Raw genomic sequence first — 19,286 nt, 5'->3', positions numbered from 1 at the left:
ACTTTTGCGGCAACGACCGCGTGAATGCTTCTCTTATCTAAAAAGGTCACGCCATGACGAACGATAGTGCCAACCTGCCTTTTGGCGGGAGCAAAACCGTTGACCCCGCGACCGGGCTTGACGATGCCGATCTCGATTTCTGGGAGCCTGAAGACGAGGCCAACCCGGAGCAGGGAGGGGTGAGCGAGTACGGCGCAGAAACCGCTGATGACCGGGGCTATGACGACCCCGCACATCCCGACGACGAGCCGGCCGATCCTGACGAGGACGCGGCGGCCAACGAAGACGCGGACTTTCTGGTCGTGCTCAAGGGTGGCGAGGAAGTGCCGTTTTCCGAGCTGAAGCTCGGCTATATGCGCGACCGCGACTACCGCCACAAGACGCAGGACATCGCCAATCGCGGGCGGGCGCTGGAAGGCATGGCAAACCGGGTGGCGCAATCGGCCAACGCCTTTGCCAATCTTCTCGCCAGCCAGATCCCACCGGAGCCGCCGGAACATATGGCGGCGCTCGACCCGGACGGATATCGGCGACAATGGGCGCTGCACCAGGCGGGGCTTCAAAGGATCGACGAGATCCTTTCGATCGCCGAGGGGCCGGCAACGGTGGTGGAGGCGTTTTCCGAGGCGGCGAGCGACGAGCAGCTGGAAGAGGAAAACCTGAAGCTGATCGAAGCCTTTCCCGAAACGGCCGACACGGAGGGGCGTCTCGCCTTCTTTTCCGGCGCCTTCGATGTGGCGGAAGCGCTTGGCTTTTCGCAAGCCGAGGTGCGGGAAGTGACCGACCATCGGCTGTTCAAGCTGGCGCACTATGCCCGCCTCGGTCTTGCCGCCGAGCAGGCGAAGAAACGGGCGATGAGCAAGCTGCAGAGGGCGCCGGCGCCGGTGGCGCGGCCGAGGCCGGCGGCGAGAGCCGAACAGGCGCCGCGCCAGAGCCGCGAAGCGATGAAGCGGCTTTCGAAAAGCGGCTCCATCCGCGATGCGATGGGCGTCGACTTCGACTGACCGGTGGCGGACGGCATCGTTCGATGCGCGTCAGAAACAGAGTCCGGAAACGCCTTTAATCAATTGTTTTAACTGGCTTCTGTCCGGGTGCTGCAGCTCCTGCTCGACCAAAACTGATCTCGCAGTGCGCGTGCCTTTCCGGCGCGGGCGCCGCTGACCTATCTCAATCAATCAAGGACACTATCATGGCTGTCGTAGCAAACACCTTCACGACCTCGCAGGCCGTGGGCAACCGCGAGGATCTCTCCGACGTCGTTTCCCGCATCACGCCCGAGGATACGCCGATCTATTCGCTGATCGAAAAGGGCAAGTGCAACACGCACCACCCGGAATGGGAGACGGACGAACTGGCCGCCCCCGGCGAGAACATTCGCCAGGAAGGCGACGAATACACCTTCGGTGCCATCATCGCGCCGACCAGGCTCGGCAACTACACCCAGATTCTCCGCAAGGACTGGATCATCTCCGCTACCCAGGAGGTGGTGGCGGAAGCCGGCAACGTGCAGAAGCGCAAGTACCAGAAGCTGAAGAAGGGCGTGGAGATCCGCAAGGACCTGGAATTCGCCATCGCCGACACCAATGCTTCGGTCGCAGGCGCGACGCGTGAGCTCGGCTCGCTGCCGACCTGGCTGACCACCAACGTTTCGCGCGGGGCAGGCGGGGCCAATGGCGGCTACAACCCGACGACGGGGCTGACGGTGGCGCCGACCGACGGCACGCAGCGCCCCTTCACCAAGGCGATCCTCGACCAGGTGATGCAGACCGGCTACCAGAACGGCGCCAACTTCCGCCATGTCTCGGTCTCGCCTTACGTCAAAAGCGTGTTCGTCACCTTCATGTCCGACGCCAACGTCGCGCCGTTCCGCTACGCCGTCTCGCAAGGCGGCGAGCGCAACACGATCGTGGCGACCGCCGACTATTATGAGGGCCCGTTCGGCACCGTGATGATCCACCCGAACCGGGTGCAGGCGGGCAGTGCGAAGCTCGCGCGCAACGCCTACTTCCTCGACACCGACATGCTCTCCTTCCTCTGGCTGCGCAGCATCCAGGAAGACAAGGCGGTAGCCAAGACCGGCGACGCCGACAAGGGCGTGATCATCGGCGAAGGCACGCTGAAGGTGCACAACGAAAAGGGCTTGGGCGTTGCGGCCGACTTGTTTGGGCTCAGCGCTGCGAGCTGATTGGCCTGGAACCGACCGCGGTGCGGCTTGAGCGGCTCCAAGGAGCCGCTCTCGTTCGTCAGCGGTGCGAGTGGCGATGCTTGCAAATAACGCGCGTAGAACGAAACCGACGCAAAAGAGGTGGAATTTGGCCAAGCAAGACAACCCGTTGAACTCGATGGGATTGCCCGTCAGAATTCAATCCGTTCGAGAGGCAATCAAGTATTTTGACGAGAACCCGGCGTTGATGAGCAGCGCGCCTATTGCAGGTGCGAAGGCACCTCGCGGCGAGGGGGCGCAATTCCGGCACCCGCCGCCGAGCGAACTCATGGGCGGAGATATTCGCAAGGCGCCGATGCACTTTCGCGGTGCGTTGACGGATACCACCCGGTTCAGCAAGGAACCCCAGGTGTCAACGGACCGCCTCCAAGCGATTACGCCGCATGACAAGCTCTCGGACAACATTGCGTTGCGTCTGAAGCGGGATCTGCAGAGGGACCTGATGATGACCGAACAGGATGCCGCCGCCCTCATTGGAAACTTCGACCATGAGAGCGGTGGCTTTGGTCGGACTTTCGGCAACCTGTGGCAAAATGGGCGAGTCAACGGAAACGCCTACGGCTATCCGCAGTGGGACGATCGCAGGGAGGCCTTCTTCAAATGGGCAGACGACCGTGGATTGCCGCATGAGTCCTACGAGGCGAATTACGGCTTCATAAAGCACGAACTTCTCAACGGCGAGCAGGGGGTGCGGGAGCCCCTGTCGATTGCCAAGGATATCGACAACGCCACCTTCGTCGTCGCCGACAAGTACGAGCGTCCGAACCCCGCCAAGATGAAGCTTGCCGAACGTCAAGAGTTGGCGCGGCGGGTTCTGGGACTTCCGGATTACTCTGTCGAGACACCCGTTCCCCCTGCCAATCCGATGCGCAATCCCATCTCAGATCCACCCTGGCGGCGCTAGGCGGCATCAAGGGTGTGGCCGTTGCCGAAGGACGGTCGTGTCACAGCGGAACCGTGTGAATTGTGCAACTGTGGTTGGTTGTGCCGGGTAAAAGATACGATTTCTTCTCAACGATGCCTTGTGTTTGTTCGCTTAATGTTCTACAAGTTTTGCGAGTGAACAACGGGTTGAGCGTACCGGTTGAATTCGCCGGTGCGCTGAGTATCGGCCCCGCGTGCACTCTCAATTTCCCATTTATTAGAGAGCGTCCGGCGTTGGACTTGGAGGGATCGTGTTCGGGTGGTGCGTATCGGCCCTGGCGGCCTTGTTTGTCTTGAGTTCGGCGATCCCAGCGGCATCTTCGCAAGCGTCATCCGCTAGTGCAAAGCAGGTGTTTGGCGCGTTCCTCGCCTGCAAGGCGGACATCTTTTCTCTTCTCGCAAGTGACAGGGCGGATTTTGGCGCAGCGGTGGTCGGGCCCTACGATTCGGACGGTTCGGACGGGGTCACAGGGGAAACGATCGAGTTCGCGGCGTCGGTCGACGTCGGTGGCCTGCCGCTCACCGGCTATGTCCAGTTTGAGGCCGTTGGCATTGCTGTTCCGCACTTCGCATGGGGTTTTGAGGTCGAACGGCGCGTATCTGACGTGGCCAAGGCGATCGAGGGAATGCTTCCCGGTGCCAGGTTCGTGGCCCAGGATGGCGGTGCGCTCGAGCTGAAGCTCGACGCGCAATCGGTTCCACAGGGCGACGCATCGGTTGCGCCGGAGGACAGTTACAGAAAAATCGTTGTTCGGGAGGCGAGCAGCCCTTCACGATCCCTCGTAATGTGTGACGCGTCAAAGGATCGAATGGCGGAATTGACGACCGATGAGGAGACTGGCAGGAAGCGCCTCCCGGCTGCAGAGGATCTGTTTCCGTCGGTGAGGCGGCCAGCCGCCAAGACCAACCACGTTCTTGACGCGTTCGTCGCCTGCAAACCCTCTTTCTTCGAGGTGTTGAAGGCTGAAAGACGCATCTTTCCGCGGGTTCGGATTGAGCCTTGGGAGAGCCCGGACAACGCGCCTCACATTCCCGAAGCGGAGAACACCTACAACGAAACCGTGACATTCGAACACCCGGTCGAGATTGGTGGCCTCCGCATCGTCCGGTTCTTTCAACGAAAGACGGTTCAGTCTGGTGAACCGACGCGCTTTGCCTGGGCCTTTCAGGTCGCTGAGACGCCCGATGGAGCCGCTCGTGCTATCGCGGCCCAGTACGGTGTGCGATTTACGTATTACTGGAGTTTGGTTGAGAAGGATGTCGATGCCACACCGGTTTCCCAGCACCTTACGCTCGGTTCCTACTTTGACCCCGATGAGCAAGCGATGGTGACTTGCGCACCCGACGAAGCCGAGACGAGGGACTTTCGCCTGCCGGAAGGAGCCGAGACTTTCGGCTGGGCCCAACTTGGGCCGCCACCGGTGGGCCGTGGCAACCGGTTGATCAATGCCTTGCTGCAATGCCGGCAGGATTTCTTCGAGGCCCTGGGCGAGGAAAAAAATGCCTTCGGCAAGGTGGCGTTCAGGGAGTCCGCCGGCCCATACCGCAAGGATGGAGACGCAGAGCGCGCGCCAATGCGTGTGGCGTTCGAAAAGCCGGTCTATGCCTCGGGCTTCACGCTGACCGGATACATTCAGCGGCGAGTCAATGTTGCAGGCGACATCAAACTGAGATGGGGTTTTCAAACACCGGTCAATGCGAGCAGAATCGAAAGCACTGCCGAGGGGCGCACAGGAAGCGTTCGTGTGTCCGGCAAAGGGTGGCTACTCGACTTGGAGACCGACGAAACCGGCTACACACCATCTCCGGATCTCGCGTTTGACGAGGGATTCTTGGGCTGCACGACGCCGCTCGCATCAGGCATGGAACCGCCGAATTCCGGCGACCTCTTTCTGAAATGAGACACGGGGGCGGTAGAACGGCAATAGGCTCTTCGGCCAACGCCATTGCGCGTCTCACACGGGGCGGGCGGGGCCAATGGCGGCTACAACCCGACCACGGGCCTGACGGTGGCGCCGACTGACGGCACGCAGCGCCCCTTCACCAAGGCGATCCTCGACCAGGTGATGCAGACCGGTTACCAGAACGGCGCGAATTTCCGCCATGTCTCGGTCTCGCTGGAGCAAGGACACGGGTAGCGGGCAGTTGTACTGCGGCAGTTGGGCAACGCCCCGCCATCATCGTTTCGTGCGGGGGCAGGCGGTGGCGGCTTCGACTTCGAAGCATTTGTACGACGCGTTCGAGCGTCACCATTCGCGTCACAAGGCGAGCAGGCGACGTGCGCAATGCAATTCCCGTCAACGATCAGTCGCGTTTGTCCCTCAATTGCTCTGCAAATTTTGCGGGTAAATGAAGGGCCGAGTGCGGCGGTCGAAATCGTCGATCCGCGGCGTGCCGGCTTCCCCTTCATTTTCGAATTCCGTTGACGAGAAGCGTTCGGCGTCGGCCGGGGAGGGATCGTGCCGACCGGGTCGAACGGACTTGACTCACTTGCCCGGCTTTGTCGGCACATATTGACGCCACGGGCGGGCGAGACCGTCACCGCGCACCGGCGCCATCCTCTCTCTTCCTTTCGCGTCACCGCCGCAGAAGGGTTCCGCGTTGCCGGCCGGAAACCGACCGGCTGTCTCCGGCCAGGCGCAAGCGGCCACCGCATCTCAGATACCGACATTTTTTTTTCGAAAGGGCTCGCCATGGCCGAACCAACGTCGAAGTTTCAGCCGCAAACGCTGGATTTTGTTGCGCGCAACGCGCGCACTGCAGATCGCATCGCCAAGATACTGGGCATTTCGCCGGCGCTGCTTGTCGGCGCGGTCGCCAATGAGCATGACACGCGCTTCAATCCCGATCTGTATTGGAAAGAGACGGGCGCCATTGGCCAGAAGCTCGGTGACGTCTTGGCAACGGTTGACCTTTTCAACAAGGAGCCGATTGGCCACCAGGAGATAGAGCAGAACTACAATCAGCTTCGCGCCGGCGAGGAGAATTGGCTTGGAAAGCTCAGGAACCCGGCGATGGTCGATGTCGGCCCCGGTAATATAAGGATTTCGACTGCCGTCGATCTTCTGCATGAATATGCCGAGCAACACCCGGACGACGATCCGCTGGCGCTTAAGAAATACCTGGGGCGCTACGACGCGCTGCGCGACGATCTCCTCAAGTTCGACAAGCCTGATACGTCGTTGGCCATGGCCGGGTTGATGACGAAGAAGGCCGCGCCCTTCTTTGAGAACATCGACAGCGCGGCGTGGCAGCGGCTGACACCGCAACAGCAGGAAGCGCTGGGCGTCATGTATTACAAGATGGGACCGGAAACACTTGAGAAAAACATCAGCGAAAGACGTCGGAAGCTGAACGGGGCGGAGTTCAACTTCAATCCCTACGGAGACGGCGGCGAGCAGCATCTGAACAACAGCGCCGGAATTGCCGGTGCCCTGACCGTCGGGCGTGTGCAGGGCGAGGACGCCGTGCCATATGTGCCTGAGGACGAAATCACCAAGATGCGCTCCGGATCCGGTGCGGAAAAGGCAGATCCGGGCTTCACGTATGACGGCCACGCGGCCGTGTCGAAGATGCGCGGCGGGTTGGAGGGGTATCGAGGGTACGACACGCCCAGGGAGAGGCTGGCGCCGGAGCAGGTAGCGTCATCGCCTTCGGCCGGAGATCTGCGCGATACGCGAGAGACAAGGCAACAGTGGCCGGGGGGAAGGGCGCATTCAACCGCGACGCCGCCTGCCTCCGACCGCGATCGATTTTGGCAGGACAAGGTGCCGGGCCGGGGTGACTTCGTCAACGTGCTTCGGAGATGGCCGGGCTGATCGGGTAAGGGCGCGCTGTGGCCACATTTCATTGGCTTGCGCATCTTTCGTCAAATCCTGAGGAGCCGGCGCGGCTGTTGCGGGCGTTGCCCGAAATGGTCTACAACGAGGGCGGGAAGTGTCGCTTGAGCGCATGGTCATTTCGAGCGCTTTCGAGGGAGTTCAAACGGTGCACGGGGATCGCAGGCTGATGTCAATTCGTGGTATCGCAAAAGGCTTGGTTGCGGCTGCCATCATCGCGCATGCGATGCCGGCGCTGGCGAGCGGCAAGGACGTTTCTGCGCAGGCGGTCTTCGATGCATTCCTCGGGTGCGGGCCGGAGTTCTTTTCGGTTCTGTCGCGCGAGGGTAACGCCTTCGGTGTGCACGCGGTCGCTTCACCCGCGCCTGATCTTGCCGGGGAAGGCATGACGGAAACGGCAACGGTCACATTTGCTGCACCGATCGACGTCAACGGGATTCAGCTCCTCAAGTACTCGCAGATGAAGGCCGCCGGACCGCCGGATGCCCTGTGGTGGGGTTTTGTGACCGACAGGACACCGCAGGGCCTCGTCGATGCCGTTCGCCTGCGGGATCCGGCGGCGACATTCATCGCGCAAGGCAATGCGATGTTTCGCGTCATCGAAGAGGGAAACGGACGCGACGGCACCGCATCGGCGCGCACGATGATGATCAACGCGACAGGAAGTCCGGGGCAATCGCTCGTCCTTTGCATCGTTACCTTGGATCTGATGGGTGACATCGTGTCACTGCCGGATGCCAAGCAGATGTTCGGGCGATAGGCTGCGGAACGACGAGCGCACATGGAGCCGCCTGTTTGTCGCTGCCACGGGCGTTGGCATGCACGCCGGGACGGGTGCCCTGGTGCTGGTATCGCATGCCCAGGCTGATCCGGGCCTGCCTCTCTTCGAGATAGCGATCGACGCCTTTGTGGGGCCCGGTTCGATGCCGTTGACCGCCTCGCTCGCAACAAGCGGTATATTCCCGCCACAGGGCCTCTCGCGAAGACGGATAACGTTAGCCCCTTGGGGCTATCGCTGCGAAGTGCTCCATTCCTCGCCTTAGCAAATGTCGCGGGGTGCCCTTGAGCGGGCCACCTGCTCGCACTGTTGGCCGCGCGGCCGCGAAGGCGGTCCCTCGACAACGCGGTGCTGGCCGGCCACACCTCGCATCGGACACCATGCAGCCTCGCGTCGGAGGGGCCGCCGCACACGGCATCTCTGCAAAACGAACCGGGCCCGGGCTTGCGCTTCCGCCAGACTCCTATGCGGTTTTGACGGACGGGCATGACCTTGACGATGCAGGCGGGCCTTTCCCCGAAAGATCCGGCCGCCACGCTGCCGTGATAGCGCGCAACGCCAAACACCGGATTCGGGGCCCGATAGGCACCCGGTTCCTCCGCAGAAAGTACCAAATTTTGCCAGGGCAGCTCTCGCGAGCTGCCTTTTTTCATGGAGACATTGATGTCCGAAGCAAAGAAGTCCGTTCCAGTCCGTCTCGTTTACGACGTTTGGTTCCAGGAGGGAGAGCGCACGCCTGCGGGTTCGATCGTATCCGTCAGCCTTGACGAGGCCAGGGCATTGATTGCGGCCGGGAAGGCCGAGCGTGCCGACCCGCTGCCGGGAGAGTGAGCCATGGTGATCCGTGACGGAGCCTGGACGCTCTACGACCATGACCGGATGTCCGGCCGCACCGTGTGGCACCACTTCGATGGGGAGAAGGACGTCTATCGTGTCGACTACCCCGTCGACAACCTGCTGAGCGAAAACCAGGAGGTGCGCAACAACGCCGCCAAGATCTGGCGGGGCGATTGGCATCGCGTCGCCTCGGTTCCGCTCAACATCGCACATGCCTCGGGCCTGGTGACGGCCCACTCCGAAGGCGACGACCGTTTCGTCAAACGCTTCCTCAACGATGGCGACAACCGCGCCTGGCGAACCAAGGAGGGCAGACTATGAGCATTGCCGACTATGCCGCGTTGCTTGTCGATGCCGGCGAATACAGCGGGCGCAACGATATCGCTCATCTTTTTCCGCGCTTCGTCGGACTTGCGGAACTGAAACTCAACAGGGCCCTGCGTGTGAGCGAGATGGAAGCGACGGTGGCGATCAGCATCATCGACGGCGACGCGCCTCTGCCGGCGGACTTTCTCGAGGCACGACAGGTCTTGACGGCAAGCGGCCGGCCGATCCGCGCCATGGCATTGCAGCAGCTCGCTGCGAGCGTCCCCGCCGGCGCCAGCGCGCCGCTCGGTTACGCGGTTGTCGGCAACCGGATCAGAGCGTTTCCGCCCGGCAGCTACGGCTTGACGCTGACCTATTACACCCGAATCCCATCGCTTTCGGCCGCAAGCCCGACCAACTGGCTGCTCCAGAAGGCGCCGGATGTCTATCTCTATGGGATCGTCGAGGAGATCGCCATCTGGGAGCGCGACGCGGGCAAGGCCGGGGCCGCACAGCAACTGAAGATGGCGGCGCTTGGCGGTCTCGGCGTTGCCGACGAACGCGCCCGCTGGGGCGATGCCCAAATGGCCGTTGGAGGCATGACCCCATGACCTTGCTTTCCGCAATCAACGAGGTTTGCGACATCGTCGCGCTCGACCGTTTCGACAGCATTTATGGCTCGAACGATCCGAATGCACAGACCATGGTGGCGCTGGCACAGGAAAGCGGCGAGGAGATTTCGCGTCGCGGCGACTGGCGGCGCCTGTTGAAGCAGCAGGTGGCCATAATTTCGCCGATGACCTTGCCGGCGGACTACCAACGGCTGACGCCGGGAGGCGCCGTCCGGACCGCATTCGGCGAAAGCTTCCGGCCGATCACCAACGGTTCGCAATGGGCTGTCGTCACGGGGCAAGGGTCGGCGCAGCCGTTCTTCTTTCTGCGCGGTAACCAGCTGCTGTTTTCGCCGGCGCCGGCGGGCGTGGGCGCCGTCATCGACTACGTTTCCAAGAACTGGGTGCTTGGCGATCCCCATGAGGAACGCGACACGCTGACCGCGGATGACGACCGGACACTGTTTCCGGAGCGTCTGCTCGCCAAGGGCATTCTCTGGCGATGGAAACGGCAGAAGGGGCTGCCCTTCGATGACAGCCTCGCCGAATTCGAAGCCGATCTTCTACAGGAAATCAACGCCGACCGGGGGGCTTCATGAAGGTTGAACCGAAGCCCGGAAGGATCGGGCAAAGCAATCGCGGCGCCGTCAGCATCGGCAGGGCGCAGACCTCGCAACCCATTACCTTTCCGGCGCCCAGGAACGGTCTGGTGACGACAGCCGACATGGCCTCGCAACAGCCGGGCTCGGCGACCGTCCTTCGCAATTTCCTCCCGACGCTCGTGGGTTGCCGCATTCGCGGCGGCTCGCAGAAACGCGGACGTGCGGCCGATGGCGGCACGATCCGCAGTGCCTTCAGATACAAGTACGGTTCGTTCGAAAAGCTGTTCATGGCGACGGATACGGCGATCTACGACATGACATCGCCGGCCGCACCGCCGGCGGCGACGGCCGCCGCCGTCGAGGGGCTTTCCGGTGGCGACTGGTGCACCTTCCAGCACACCAATGCGGGGAGTTCGTTTCTCGTCTGCCTCAACGGCGCCGACCCGCGGCGGGTGTACAACGGCAGCACCTGGACGACGACGCCGGCGATCACCTTTACCGATGAAACGACGATGGCGCAGCTGAATTACGGCTGGCTGTTCAAGAACCGGCAGTTCGTGCTGAAGAACGCTACGCTCGACGCCTATTATCTGCCGGTCAATTCGGTCGGCGGCGCAGCCAAGCTGTTTCCACTCGGCGGCGTGATGAAAAAAGGCGGCTCGCTGCTGACGGGCTTTTCCTGGTCGCTCGAAAGCGGCGACGGGCTTTCCGATCTCTGCGTTTTCGTTTCGACGGAGGGGGAGGTGGCGGTATATGCCGGATCCGACCCCGGCGACGCCAACAGCTTTGCGCTGAAGGGTGTCTATCAGATTGGCCGGCCGCTTGGCAAAAACGCCTGGATCCGTGCCGGCGGCGATATCCTGATCGCCACCAGCGACGGGTTGACGCCGATCTCACAGGTGTTTCAGCGTGATCGCCAGGCGCTGAGCCAGGTTTCGATTTCGCGGCCGATCGAAGACGACTGGCGGCGGGCGGCGAATGCGACCGGCGCCGGCTGGGTGATGAAACAGTGGCCGGAGCAGAACCTCGTCTTCATTGCCTTTCCCGCCAACAGCGTCGTTGTCGACACGACTTTCGTGCTCAACGTGCTGAGCGGCCGATGGTCGACGATCAGCAACTGGGAGGCAAGCTGCTACGAGACCCTACAGGGCGGGTTGTTCTTCGGCTCGACCGGTGGCTTTTGCTGGCAGGGTGACACGACCGGGACCGATGACGGGCTTGCCTTTACCGCGGCCTATCTCTCGCAGTTTACGCCGGCGACGCAATTTGGACAGCGGGCGCGGGCTACGCTCGCCCACATGTTTTTCCGAGCGAAAAGCAAGCCGAAGGTGCGGCTCTTTGCCCGCGCCGATTTCGACAGGACGATCCCGCCATCCGAGCAGGTCACGATCGGCGATGCGGCTGCATCGGAATGGGATGTCGGCCTATGGGAAAAGGCGGTGTGGGATGCTCTGACACAGCAGCTTCGCTACAGCTTTCGCCAGAATGTGCGCGCGGCAGGCGACATGCTGGCGGTCGGCTGCGCCGTCACTTCGGGCGGTGAGGTGAGGCTCGACCTCGAAGTGGACCTTGCCACATTGCAGGTGCAAGCCGGGGAGGCGAGCGCATGAGGATCGCCTGGGGTGGCGCCGTTAACCCCGACGCGAACCAGGCGATTGCCGATTTCGTCGCCAGCCACATCGCCGGCTGCGAGCGCGGCTTTGCCGATTTCACCACCATGGGCGTACTCGCAAACGATGCGCTCGTCGCCGGCGTGGTGTTTCATAACTATGTGCCGGAGACGGGGGTCATCGAGCTTTCGGCGGCCTCGACCAGCAAACGCTGGCTGACGCGCCCGGTGCTCCGAGCGATGTTCGGCTACCCTTTCGATGAGATCGGCTGCCAGATGGTGGTTCTTAGGGTCTCAGAGCGCAATGCCGGCATGATTGCAATCGCCGAACGCTTCGGTTTTTCGCCCCATCGAATTCCACGCCTTCGCGGGCGCGCGGAAGCGGAAATTATCTTCACACTCACGGACAACGACTGGCGGGCCCATCCCGCCAAGCAGAGGTAGGCACCATGGGAAAACCTAAAGCTCCGAAGCCGCCGGATCCGCGCGAAACCGCGTCGGCACAGACCGCAACCAACATCGGAACCGCAATAGCGAACGGCACACTCGGCAACATCAACCAGGTAACGCCGGACGGAAGCCTGACCTACACCCAGACCGGTTCAACGAAGTGGACCGATCCGCTGAACGGCAAGGCCTACGACTTGCCGAACTGGACGGCGACGCAGACACTTTCGCCGGCACAACAGGCGATCAAAGAACAGACGGATGCCGCCGAAAAGAACATGGCGACGCTCGCCAACAACCAGTCGGCGCGGTTGAACGATCTCTTGGGGCGCCCGATCGACCTTTCCGGTGCACCTGCTGCCGGCAACCCCAACGCCATCAACCTGCCGCAGTACCAACAGTACGGCCCAGGTCCGACATTGCAGACGACGCTGCCGAACTCCGGGAACGTCCAAGGGGCCGTTACGAACGCCGGTGCAATCCAGACGTCACTCGGCAATGCGGGGGAGGTCAAGCGAAACTACGAGACCAACTTCGACACCAAGCGCTACGAGGATGCGCTGATGGCGCGCATGAACCCGCAACTCGAGCGGGACCGCGCAGCCCTGGAGACGCAGCTTGCCAACCAGGGCCTGCAGCCCGGCTCCGAGGCCTATAACCGGGCGATTGACCAGGCGAACCGCCAGGCGAACGACGCACGCTTCGGCGCAATCCTCAACGCAGGGCAGGAGCAATCCCGTCTCGCCGGGCTCGCGCAGCAGGCGGCTTCCTTTGAGAACTCGGCACAGCAGCAGGCCTATGGCCAGATGCTGCAGAGCGGCCAGTTCGCCAATCAGGCGCAGAACCAGCAGTACACCCAAAACGCCAACAACATGCAGCTCGCCAATGCCGCGCAGTTGCAGAACTTCAATCAGGCGCTGGCTGCGGCGGGCTTCAGCAACGACACCCTGCAGCAGATGCACCAGAACAGCCAGTCGACGACGGCAGCCAACAATACGTTGAAGGACCAGACCTTTAACGCTCAGCAGGCCCAGCTCGCGGCGCAAAATGCGGCGCGGGCGCAATATCTCAACGAGATGTATGCGCAGCGCAACCAACCGATCAACGAGATCTCGAGCCTGCTTTCCGGCGCGCAGGTGAACAGCCCGAACTTTGTGCCGACGCAGGGGCAGCGGATTGAGCCGGTGGATCATGCCGGGATGGTTCAGCAGGACTATCAGAACCGTGTCGCGGCGTACAATCAGAAGCGAGAAGGTATCAGCGGTGTGCTCGGGAGCATTTTTAGTGCTTTGCCGAAGCCTTCAGACCGTCGGCTGAAAAAGGACATCAAGAAGGTCGGCGAGTTGGATGGCCATTCTCTGTACGAGTACCGCTACAAGAGCGAACTGAGGCGGGGGCCGAAACACCTCGGCGTGATGGCGCAGGAGGTGGAAAAGGCCCGCCCTGATGCCGTCAGTCGCGGCCCGGACGGCATGCGCCGCGTTGATTATGGCCTGTTGTTTTCTGCTGGGCAAAAGAGGCGCTAGCGGCGGCTGAGACGCCAACTCGACCAGACCCGGCAGCTGAAGAATCCGGTCGTCCACTGACCTTTCCAACAAAACGCTGAGTGCTCAGCGGAACGCTTTCCTGGAGAAACCCCATGCCCAGAACTGGCGGCGTTTACTCGCCCCCCGCCGGCACCAAAGGCGTGCCGAATACGACCATCCAAAGCGTGCCCTACAACACGCTGATCGACGACCTCACTGCCGACGCCAATGCGCCGCGGCCGGTTACGGCCGGCGGTACCGGTGCGACCTCGGCAAGCGGGGCGCGTACCGCTCTCGGTGTGGAGATCGGGACGAATGTGCAGGCCTATGACGCTGCCTTGCAGTCTATCGCAGGCCAAACAACTGTCGCGAACCAGATTCTTTACACGACGGCGACCGATGCCTATGCAACGACGGCGCTAACCCCGTTTGCGCGCGATCTCCTTGGTGATGCCACCGCTGCCGCGATGAAAACGAGGCTTGGGCTCGCAGCCGTGGCTTCGTCTGGGTCGGCGGAGGACCTGACGACTGGCAAGCTCGCTGACGCCCGGTTGCCGACGATCATGTCGGGCAAGACCTTTGCCGGCACCGTGACTGCAAGCGGCCTCGTAACAGTCGCACCCAACCAAGGCATTGATCTCGGGCCAATCAATACCGCAAATACCCCATTCATCGATTTTCATTCAGCCGGAACCGGGACCGATTATGACGCCCGCATCTTGGCCAACGGCGGCAATGCGACCTCAGGCAACGGTGGCCTAACCTACATCGCCAACGGCGGGCACTGCTTCACCGGCGATGTCGTTGGCGGGTATGCCAAATTTTCCAATGTTCTCACGGGTAACGCCGTTGTTACCACCAACGGCGAGTTTATCGCCAGATCCTCCGGCGATCGGGTCTTGTGGTTCCGGACGCCGTCCGACGTTAATCGCGGGCTTGTCTACCACCAGAATTCTAGCGGTTCGCTCCGTCTCTCGCTCTTCAACACGAGTGGCGGTTTCCAACAGGAATATGGGGTCTACGAAAACGGTGTGGCCATCTGGTCCGGTCAGACATTCCTTATCGGCGGTTCCCAAGGTTCGTCTGAATATCGGATGGATACAAATGTTGTTGGTCACAGCTATCGAATGCTTGGACTAAACGACGGCCACTTCAAAATTCAACGTTCTGCCGATCGTTTCGTTAGCAACGCCCCTGATTTAGTCTGGTGGGACGCATCTAATACAGCAACATTTTCGGGTGCCGTTCTTGCAACATCATTCCTTCCTAGTAGCTCTACCCCATTTGGCGCAGGCAATGGATTGACGGGCGGTAGTGGGGATAACGCGACCTTTGCGACACATAACGTCCGAGTGTCCACTTGGTTTGGTGTCGGCATTTGGGATAGTTCAAGCAACGCTTGCCGTATAGTGCTCAACGCTCGGTCTGGCTCGATCTCGATGCTTGGAGAGCTTCAAATCGGCAACGCCAGATTGTTCGCGGATGGAAACGTTCAGTTCGCCAGTTCGATGCAGTCCTCGTTCGGCAACTATTTGAGCGATGCTCTTAATGCTCGCGCAGGCATCTACACCGGCTCAAACCGCGATGAAACCAATTTCCCAATCGGACATACGATCCTGGTCGAAACGGGCAATGGGGACATCAAAGAGAGGAACTCCGCCCATGCGATTTATCTTAGTTCCAGTTACGGCTACGCCTTTGGCGGGGCTGGGGCGCAACTTGCTGGAACTTGGCGTGCTCGAGGCGGCTACGATTCGCCCGGGTCGGGTGCATGGACCTATTGCTTCGTGAGGACGGCATAATGACATCGATGTCTGTGAACATGGTTTATGCCGTTCGAGCTACTCAAGAGGCCGACGTCTACAACATCCGCTGCAACATCACGGATTATCTCGGCGCGTCCTACGACACCGACTACTGCAGTCGTCCTGATGACACCGTCGGCGTTAATCCCCTGATCCGCCAGTGGTTCATCGATAATCCCGGCTTCCAGATCGAACCGTACATCCCCCCCGATCCACCGACGGAAGACGAATTGCGGCAGCGGATGCCCAGTCTGACCGCCCGCCAATTCCGCCTCGGATTGGTGAATGCCGACATCTCGCCGTCGACCGTGACCGCAGCGATCGCGAGGATGCCCGCTGGTTCGGATCAGGACAAGGCTCAGATCGAGTGGGAGTATGCGACCACGTTCAACCGGTTGCACCCGCTGATCGGGACGGTTGGTACGGCGCTTGGTCTTTCTGACACCCAGATCGATTCCCTGTGGGTTACGGCCGCCGCGCTTTAACCGGAAGATCTCCAAAAGGTGAATCCATGAACAGAGCAGCGTTTTACGCGGCCCTGCGCGATCCCGCGTCGGGTGTATTCAAGTCCTATTCTGCAAAGCAGTTCGAAAGCCTGGACGCGGTCGTCCTGGAGGGGCGCCGGCGTGCGGTAGGCCTCTGCCATCTGGCCGCAATTCTCGCCGAGGTCCATCACGAAACCGGCGGTACAATGCGGTCGGTCGAGGAGAATCTGAACTACTCGGCAAGGCGGCTCATGCAAGTATGGCCGGCGCGATTTCCGACGCTTGCTAGCGCGGAACCCTACGCGGGCAATCCGCGCAAGCTTGCGAACCGGGTCTATGGCGGGCGGCTTGGCAATGTCGAAGACGACGACGGGTGGGTCTTTCGCGGGCGAGGGCTGGCGCAAATTACCGGTCGCGCGAACTATGGCAAGTTTGGTCTGGTGGAGATGCCGGATCGTGCCTGTGATCCGGCAACGGCCATTCGCATTCTTTTCGACGGCATGGTGCACGGGCTTTTCACGGGCAAGCGACTGACTGATTTCGACACGGACGATAGCCGTTCGGCGGCGGCGACCGGCTATCGTTATGCCGCCTCACGCGCGATTATCAACGGCGATATCAGGCAGAACGGGCCGAAGATCGAGGCCTACGGCCGCGCCTTCGAGGCGGCGCTGCGTGCGGCCGGATATGGTCGCGAGAGCGCTTCGGCCGATCCCTCCGTTGTTGTCGTGCTGCGGCCAGGCTCGGTCGAAAGGGCGCCCGACATGGAAAGCGTCAACGCTTCGCACGGGGCCAAATTCAATCGCCTGCGCCGTCTCATTGAGGCGGTTGCCGGGTTTCTTGCGCGGTGGACGAAATGAGTGCTGTCGTCATCCGTATCCTGCTGCGCTACGGCGCGGGGCTGCTCGTGGCTAAAGGGCTGCTGGCGCCGGAGGCGGGGCTGGTGCTTGCCGATGATCCCGACGTGCAGATGCTGATGGAGGTGGGTATCGGCCTTGGTGCGGGCATTCTCTCGGAGTGCTGGTACGTGCTGGCGCGACGCCTTGGTTGGGCGAAATGATGTTTGCCTGGCCGAAGCTTCTCATCGCCGGCCTCATCGTCTCGGGTCTCGTCTGGCTCATTCATGAAATCCGCGCAGACGGCGCACGATCCTACGCCAATGCCATCGAAAGGCAGAACAATGACGCTCAGAGCCGCGCTCGTGGGAAGCGCCTTGATTACGATTCCTGCCTTGATGCTGGCAGGGTGTGGGACTTCGCGTCCGGCCAGTGCTCCCGGGCTGCGCGCCGTGGTCGGAACTGATCTTGTCGGCGCGCGCGGAGCATCGCCAGCGGATCAGCGCCGGATCGATCGCACGGTCGTCGGCCTTTGTGCCGCGGATATCTGGACGAAGGCCGAATGCGCGAAGCACGGGGGAGACCATCATGTCGCTGGCTGAAATCGATATCGTTGTTCATCGCCAGTTGGGAGAACTGGTTGCCGGCATGCGCGGCCTGCAGGAGTCCATTCATCGGATCGAGGATGGCGCCAGGCGGGCGGAGGATAAATCTGCCGCCAGTCAAGCCAGCGTTCACCGGCGCATGGATGAACTCGCCGAGCGGGTCAACGAACTGGAAGCGTCGGCTTCCGCTATCGGTGCCGAAATCTCCGATATGAAGCCGGTGACCGATGACGTCAGGCGGTGGAAGCTCATGGGTATTGGCGCACTAGGAGTGACGGGAATTGCTGCGATGGCTCTCGGTGTCAGTTTTGCCGAAGCGATCCGGCGGATCGTGTTCGTGATTGCCGGAAGAGCCTAGCGCTCAGGGCTGCTTGACCTACGTCTTTTAATCAAAGCGCCGCGCACCCGAAAGGGTGCGCGGCGCTTTTTGCGTTTGGTGCTCTAAAGGGTTTCGCCCGTCGATGATCACACGGCCGGTATCGGATTTGCCGGAGCGCCCAAAGTGCGGACGCTCTCCGAAACCGAGAAGCGAAGGCGATACTCCTTCGGTGAGAGACCCAGGATCTTGCGGAAGATCTTGCGATAGGCGTTGGTGTCGTCATAGCCGCTTTGCCAGGCAACCTGCTCGATCGAGAGATGTGAGCGCTCCAGCAGATCGCGGGATTTGGCGATCCGTAGCCGCTGGCAATATTCGGTCGGGTTGAAGCCGGTCGCCTTCTGGAAACGGCGCAGGAAGGTGCGGTCGCCGAGACCGGCGCGGTCGGCCATCATCTGCAGCGTCACGCCCTTGGTGTTGGCGCCGTGCAGCCAGTGCTGGATCTTCAGGATGATCGTGTCGCCGTGATCGAGCTTCGGGGCGAAGACGCTGTAATAGCTCTGCTCGCGCGCGCCGGGGTCGATGATCATGTAGCGTGCGGTTGCCAGCATGACGTCGGTTCCGAGGAACCGGTCGACGAGTTTCAGGCCGAGGTCGATCCAGGCCATCATGCCGCCGGCGGTGATGATGTCGCCTTCGTCGATCAGCAGCCTGTCGGTGTCGACGCGGATGTCGCTGTAGCGGTTGGAGATCAGGTCCTGATGCGACCAATGGGTGGTGATGGTGCGACCGGTGGCGAGGCCGGACTCTGCCAGCAGATAGGCGCCGCCGCAGACGGAGCAGATCGTCGCGCCGCGTTGATGCTGTTCGCGCACGAAGGCGGGCAGGGCACCGATGCGATCGCCGACCGGCAGATCGGAGAGCGTCGGCGGCAGGATCAGGGCCACAAGGCCCGAGGAGGGGCCTTCGTGGGTGTCGCGCGATTTCGACACCGAGCCATCTTCCTGAAGTTTCCAGTGGCTGATGCGGATTTGCGGCGCGTCTCTGCCGCTTTGCTCCACCGACTGCATGCTCGCCACCTGGAACATGTCGGTCAGCCCATGGATCGCCGACATCAGGGCGCGGGGATAGACGACGATGCCGATCTCCGCCGGCTCGTTTTCGGGTCGTTTTGTCACTTCTGCCCCCATCGTTGTCAGCTTTGCCGGTCGAGAGGTTAGGCCCACCGATTTATCAATTCAACCATCGCTTCCGCCGAATGGAAGCCCGAGCAACAGAGATCAAAGAGGTGAGGACAATGACACAGGCAAAAGCAGTTTCCGCAAGCGTTTCCAACGGCATCTCCCGCCGCACGGTTCTCTCGGCCGCCTTTGGCGCTGCCGCGACGGCAGCCGCGGTCAATGCCATGAACACGCCGGCCAAGGCCGCATCCAACACCGCAACAACCGCCGGCGCGTCCGGCACTAAGGGAGCAAACACCATGGGCAGCCGCATCATCACCCGCGATGGCGTCGAGATCTATTACAAGGACTGGGG

The 19,286-nt window shown here is 61.7% G+C and carries 20 protein-coding genes and 2 pseudogenes; 21 read left to right on the top strand and 1 reads right to left on the bottom strand.

What is annotated here, in order from left to right:
• The first annotated feature begins 53 nt into the window (after positions 1–53).
• The 20 genes and pseudogenes from ASE71_RS24705 to ASE71_RS24615 all read left to right on the top strand — a co-directional run bounded on the left by ASE71_RS24705 (position 54) and on the right by ASE71_RS24615 (position 17,792).
• Complete coding sequence (locus ASE71_RS24705) at positions 54–1,004, top strand: hypothetical protein (protein WP_060520917.1); 951 nt, start codon at positions 54–56, stop codon at positions 1,002–1,004.
• A gap of 185 nt (positions 1,005–1,189) precedes the next feature.
• On the top strand, positions 1,190–2,185 hold the full coding sequence (locus ASE71_RS24700; protein WP_060520918.1) for a DUF5309 domain-containing protein: 996 nt from the start codon (positions 1,190–1,192) through the stop codon (positions 2,183–2,185).
• Positions 2,186–2,312: 127 nt separating this feature from the next.
• The gene (locus ASE71_RS24695) at positions 2,313–3,128 is read left to right on the top strand and encodes a phage tail tip lysozyme (protein ID WP_156400750.1); all 816 of its coding nucleotides are present in this window, start codon (positions 2,313–2,315) and stop codon (positions 3,126–3,128) included.
• A 271-nt stretch (positions 3,129–3,399) separates the two neighbouring features.
• Complete coding sequence (locus ASE71_RS24690; RefSeq protein ID WP_060520920.1) at positions 3,400–5,049, top strand: hypothetical protein; 1,650 nt, start codon at positions 3,400–3,402, stop codon at positions 5,047–5,049.
• Between the two features lie 51 nt (positions 5,050–5,100).
• Positions 5,101–5,265, top strand: a pseudogene (locus tag ASE71_RS24685) (DUF5309 family protein); the annotation flags it as partial.
• Positions 5,266–5,841: 576 nt separating this feature from the next.
• On the top strand, positions 5,842–6,966 hold the full coding sequence (locus ASE71_RS24680) for a hypothetical protein (RefSeq protein ID WP_113544748.1): 1,125 nt from the start codon (positions 5,842–5,844) through the stop codon (positions 6,964–6,966).
• A 190-nt stretch (positions 6,967–7,156) separates the two neighbouring features.
• Complete coding sequence (locus ASE71_RS24675) at positions 7,157–7,747, top strand: hypothetical protein (RefSeq protein WP_156400751.1); 591 nt, start codon at positions 7,157–7,159, stop codon at positions 7,745–7,747.
• A gap of 681 nt (positions 7,748–8,428) precedes the next feature.
• The gene (locus ASE71_RS36545; RefSeq protein WP_164475059.1) at positions 8,429–8,596 is read left to right on the top strand and encodes a hypothetical protein; all 168 of its coding nucleotides are present in this window, start codon (positions 8,429–8,431) and stop codon (positions 8,594–8,596) included.
• 3 nt (positions 8,597–8,599) lie between these two features.
• On the top strand, positions 8,600–8,923 hold the full coding sequence (locus ASE71_RS24670; RefSeq protein WP_060520924.1) for a hypothetical protein: 324 nt from the start codon (positions 8,600–8,602) through the stop codon (positions 8,921–8,923).
• A complete protein-coding gene (locus ASE71_RS24665) occupies positions 8,920–9,519 on the top strand; it encodes a hypothetical protein (RefSeq protein ID WP_060520925.1) in 600 nt (199 codons plus the stop codon). The genes ASE71_RS24670 and ASE71_RS24665 overlap by 4 nt, the downstream gene beginning before the upstream one ends.
• Entirely contained in the window at positions 9,516–10,118 is a 603-nt protein-coding gene (locus tag ASE71_RS24660; protein WP_060520926.1) for a hypothetical protein, read from the top strand. The genes ASE71_RS24665 and ASE71_RS24660 overlap by 4 nt, the downstream gene beginning before the upstream one ends.
• Positions 10,115–11,731: a hypothetical protein gene (locus ASE71_RS24655; RefSeq protein WP_060520927.1), complete on the top strand. Its 1,617-nt coding sequence runs from the start codon at positions 10,115–10,117 to the stop codon at positions 11,729–11,731. Before ASE71_RS24660 ends, ASE71_RS24655 begins: the two co-directional genes overlap by 4 nt.
• Positions 11,728–12,174: a GNAT family N-acetyltransferase gene (locus tag ASE71_RS24650; protein ID WP_060520928.1), complete on the top strand. Its 447-nt coding sequence runs from the start codon at positions 11,728–11,730 to the stop codon at positions 12,172–12,174. The genes ASE71_RS24655 and ASE71_RS24650 overlap by 4 nt, the downstream gene beginning before the upstream one ends.
• A gap of 5 nt (positions 12,175–12,179) precedes the next feature.
• Positions 12,180–13,703: a tail fiber domain-containing protein gene (locus tag ASE71_RS24645; RefSeq protein WP_060520929.1), complete on the top strand. Its 1,524-nt coding sequence runs from the start codon at positions 12,180–12,182 to the stop codon at positions 13,701–13,703.
• Positions 13,704–13,816: 113 nt separating this feature from the next.
• Positions 13,817–15,505 carry a tail fiber protein gene (locus ASE71_RS35970; RefSeq protein WP_063891256.1) on the top strand — a complete coding sequence of 563 codons (1,689 nt, stop codon included), beginning with the start codon at positions 13,817–13,819 and terminating at the stop codon, positions 15,503–15,505.
• A complete protein-coding gene (locus ASE71_RS24635) occupies positions 15,505–15,993 on the top strand; it encodes a hypothetical protein (protein ID WP_063891257.1) in 489 nt (162 codons plus the stop codon). The genes ASE71_RS35970 and ASE71_RS24635 overlap by 1 nt, the downstream gene beginning before the upstream one ends.
• A 26-nt stretch (positions 15,994–16,019) precedes the next feature.
• The gene (locus ASE71_RS24630) at positions 16,020–16,853 is read left to right on the top strand and encodes a hypothetical protein (RefSeq protein ID WP_060520930.1); all 834 of its coding nucleotides are present in this window, start codon (positions 16,020–16,022) and stop codon (positions 16,851–16,853) included.
• Positions 16,850–17,053, top strand: coding sequence for a hypothetical protein (locus ASE71_RS24625; RefSeq protein WP_034793500.1), 204 nt, complete (start codon positions 16,850–16,852; stop codon positions 17,051–17,053). Before ASE71_RS24630 ends, ASE71_RS24625 begins: the two co-directional genes overlap by 4 nt.
• A gap of 120 nt (positions 17,054–17,173) precedes the next feature.
• Complete coding sequence (locus tag ASE71_RS37095; protein ID WP_082566485.1) at positions 17,174–17,431, top strand: hypothetical protein; 258 nt, start codon at positions 17,174–17,176, stop codon at positions 17,429–17,431.
• A complete protein-coding gene (locus ASE71_RS24615; protein ID WP_034793518.1) occupies positions 17,418–17,792 on the top strand; it encodes a DUF1515 family protein in 375 nt (124 codons plus the stop codon). The genes ASE71_RS37095 and ASE71_RS24615 overlap by 14 nt, the downstream gene beginning before the upstream one ends.
• A gap of 107 nt (positions 17,793–17,899) precedes the next feature.
• Here ASE71_RS24615 and ASE71_RS24610 read toward each other — a convergent pair whose 3' ends face one another.
• A complete protein-coding gene (locus tag ASE71_RS24610) occupies positions 17,900–18,928 on the bottom strand; it encodes a GlxA family transcriptional regulator (protein ID WP_034793840.1) in 1,029 nt (342 codons plus the stop codon).
• A 119-nt stretch (positions 18,929–19,047) separates the two neighbouring features.
• Between ASE71_RS24610 and ASE71_RS24605 the strand changes: the two are divergent.
• Positions 19,048–19,286: pseudogene (locus tag ASE71_RS24605) on the top strand (alpha/beta hydrolase); the annotation flags it as partial.

The sequence above is a fragment of the Ensifer sp. Root954 genome, assembly GCF_001429005.1.
GTDB classification, from domain to species: domain Bacteria; phylum Pseudomonadota; class Alphaproteobacteria; order Rhizobiales; family Rhizobiaceae; genus Ensifer; species Ensifer adhaerens.
The sequence above is the reverse complement of the archived record's forward strand: the minus strand, read 5'-3'. Positions and strand labels throughout refer to the sequence as shown.

Excerpts from the sequence above, each read along its gene's own strand:
- ASE71_RS24705 (WP_060520917.1), top strand. The coding sequence starts at position 54 with ATGACGAACGATAGTGCCAACCTGCCTTTTGGCGGGAGCAAAACCGTT.
- ASE71_RS24700 (WP_060520918.1), top strand. The coding sequence starts at position 1,190 with ATGGCTGTCGTAGCAAACACCTTCACGACCTCGCAGGCCGTGGGCAAC.
- ASE71_RS24680 (WP_113544748.1), top strand. The coding sequence starts at position 5,842 with ATGGCCGAACCAACGTCGAAGTTTCAGCCGCAAACGCTGGATTTTGTT.
- ASE71_RS24675 (WP_156400751.1), top strand. The coding sequence starts at position 7,157 with ATGTCAATTCGTGGTATCGCAAAAGGCTTGGTTGCGGCTGCCATCATC.
- ASE71_RS36545 (WP_164475059.1), top strand. The coding sequence starts at position 8,429 with ATGTCCGAAGCAAAGAAGTCCGTTCCAGTCCGTCTCGTTTACGACGTT.
- ASE71_RS24670 (WP_060520924.1), top strand. The coding sequence starts at position 8,600 with ATGGTGATCCGTGACGGAGCCTGGACGCTCTACGACCATGACCGGATG.
- ASE71_RS24665 (WP_060520925.1), top strand. The coding sequence starts at position 8,920 with ATGAGCATTGCCGACTATGCCGCGTTGCTTGTCGATGCCGGCGAATAC.
- ASE71_RS24660 (WP_060520926.1), top strand. The coding sequence starts at position 9,516 with ATGACCTTGCTTTCCGCAATCAACGAGGTTTGCGACATCGTCGCGCTC.
- ASE71_RS24655 (WP_060520927.1), top strand. The coding sequence starts at position 10,115 with ATGAAGGTTGAACCGAAGCCCGGAAGGATCGGGCAAAGCAATCGCGGC.
- ASE71_RS24650 (WP_060520928.1), top strand. The coding sequence starts at position 11,728 with ATGAGGATCGCCTGGGGTGGCGCCGTTAACCCCGACGCGAACCAGGCG.
- ASE71_RS24645 (WP_060520929.1), top strand. The coding sequence starts at position 12,180 with ATGGGAAAACCTAAAGCTCCGAAGCCGCCGGATCCGCGCGAAACCGCG.
- ASE71_RS35970 (WP_063891256.1), top strand. The coding sequence starts at position 13,817 with ATGCCCAGAACTGGCGGCGTTTACTCGCCCCCCGCCGGCACCAAAGGC.
- ASE71_RS24635 (WP_063891257.1), top strand. The coding sequence starts at position 15,505 with ATGACATCGATGTCTGTGAACATGGTTTATGCCGTTCGAGCTACTCAA.
- ASE71_RS24630 (WP_060520930.1), top strand. The coding sequence starts at position 16,020 with ATGAACAGAGCAGCGTTTTACGCGGCCCTGCGCGATCCCGCGTCGGGT.
- ASE71_RS24625 (WP_034793500.1), top strand. The coding sequence starts at position 16,850 with ATGAGTGCTGTCGTCATCCGTATCCTGCTGCGCTACGGCGCGGGGCTG.
- ASE71_RS37095 (WP_082566485.1), top strand. The coding sequence starts at position 17,174 with ATGACGCTCAGAGCCGCGCTCGTGGGAAGCGCCTTGATTACGATTCCT.
- ASE71_RS24615 (WP_034793518.1), top strand. The coding sequence starts at position 17,418 with ATGTCGCTGGCTGAAATCGATATCGTTGTTCATCGCCAGTTGGGAGAA.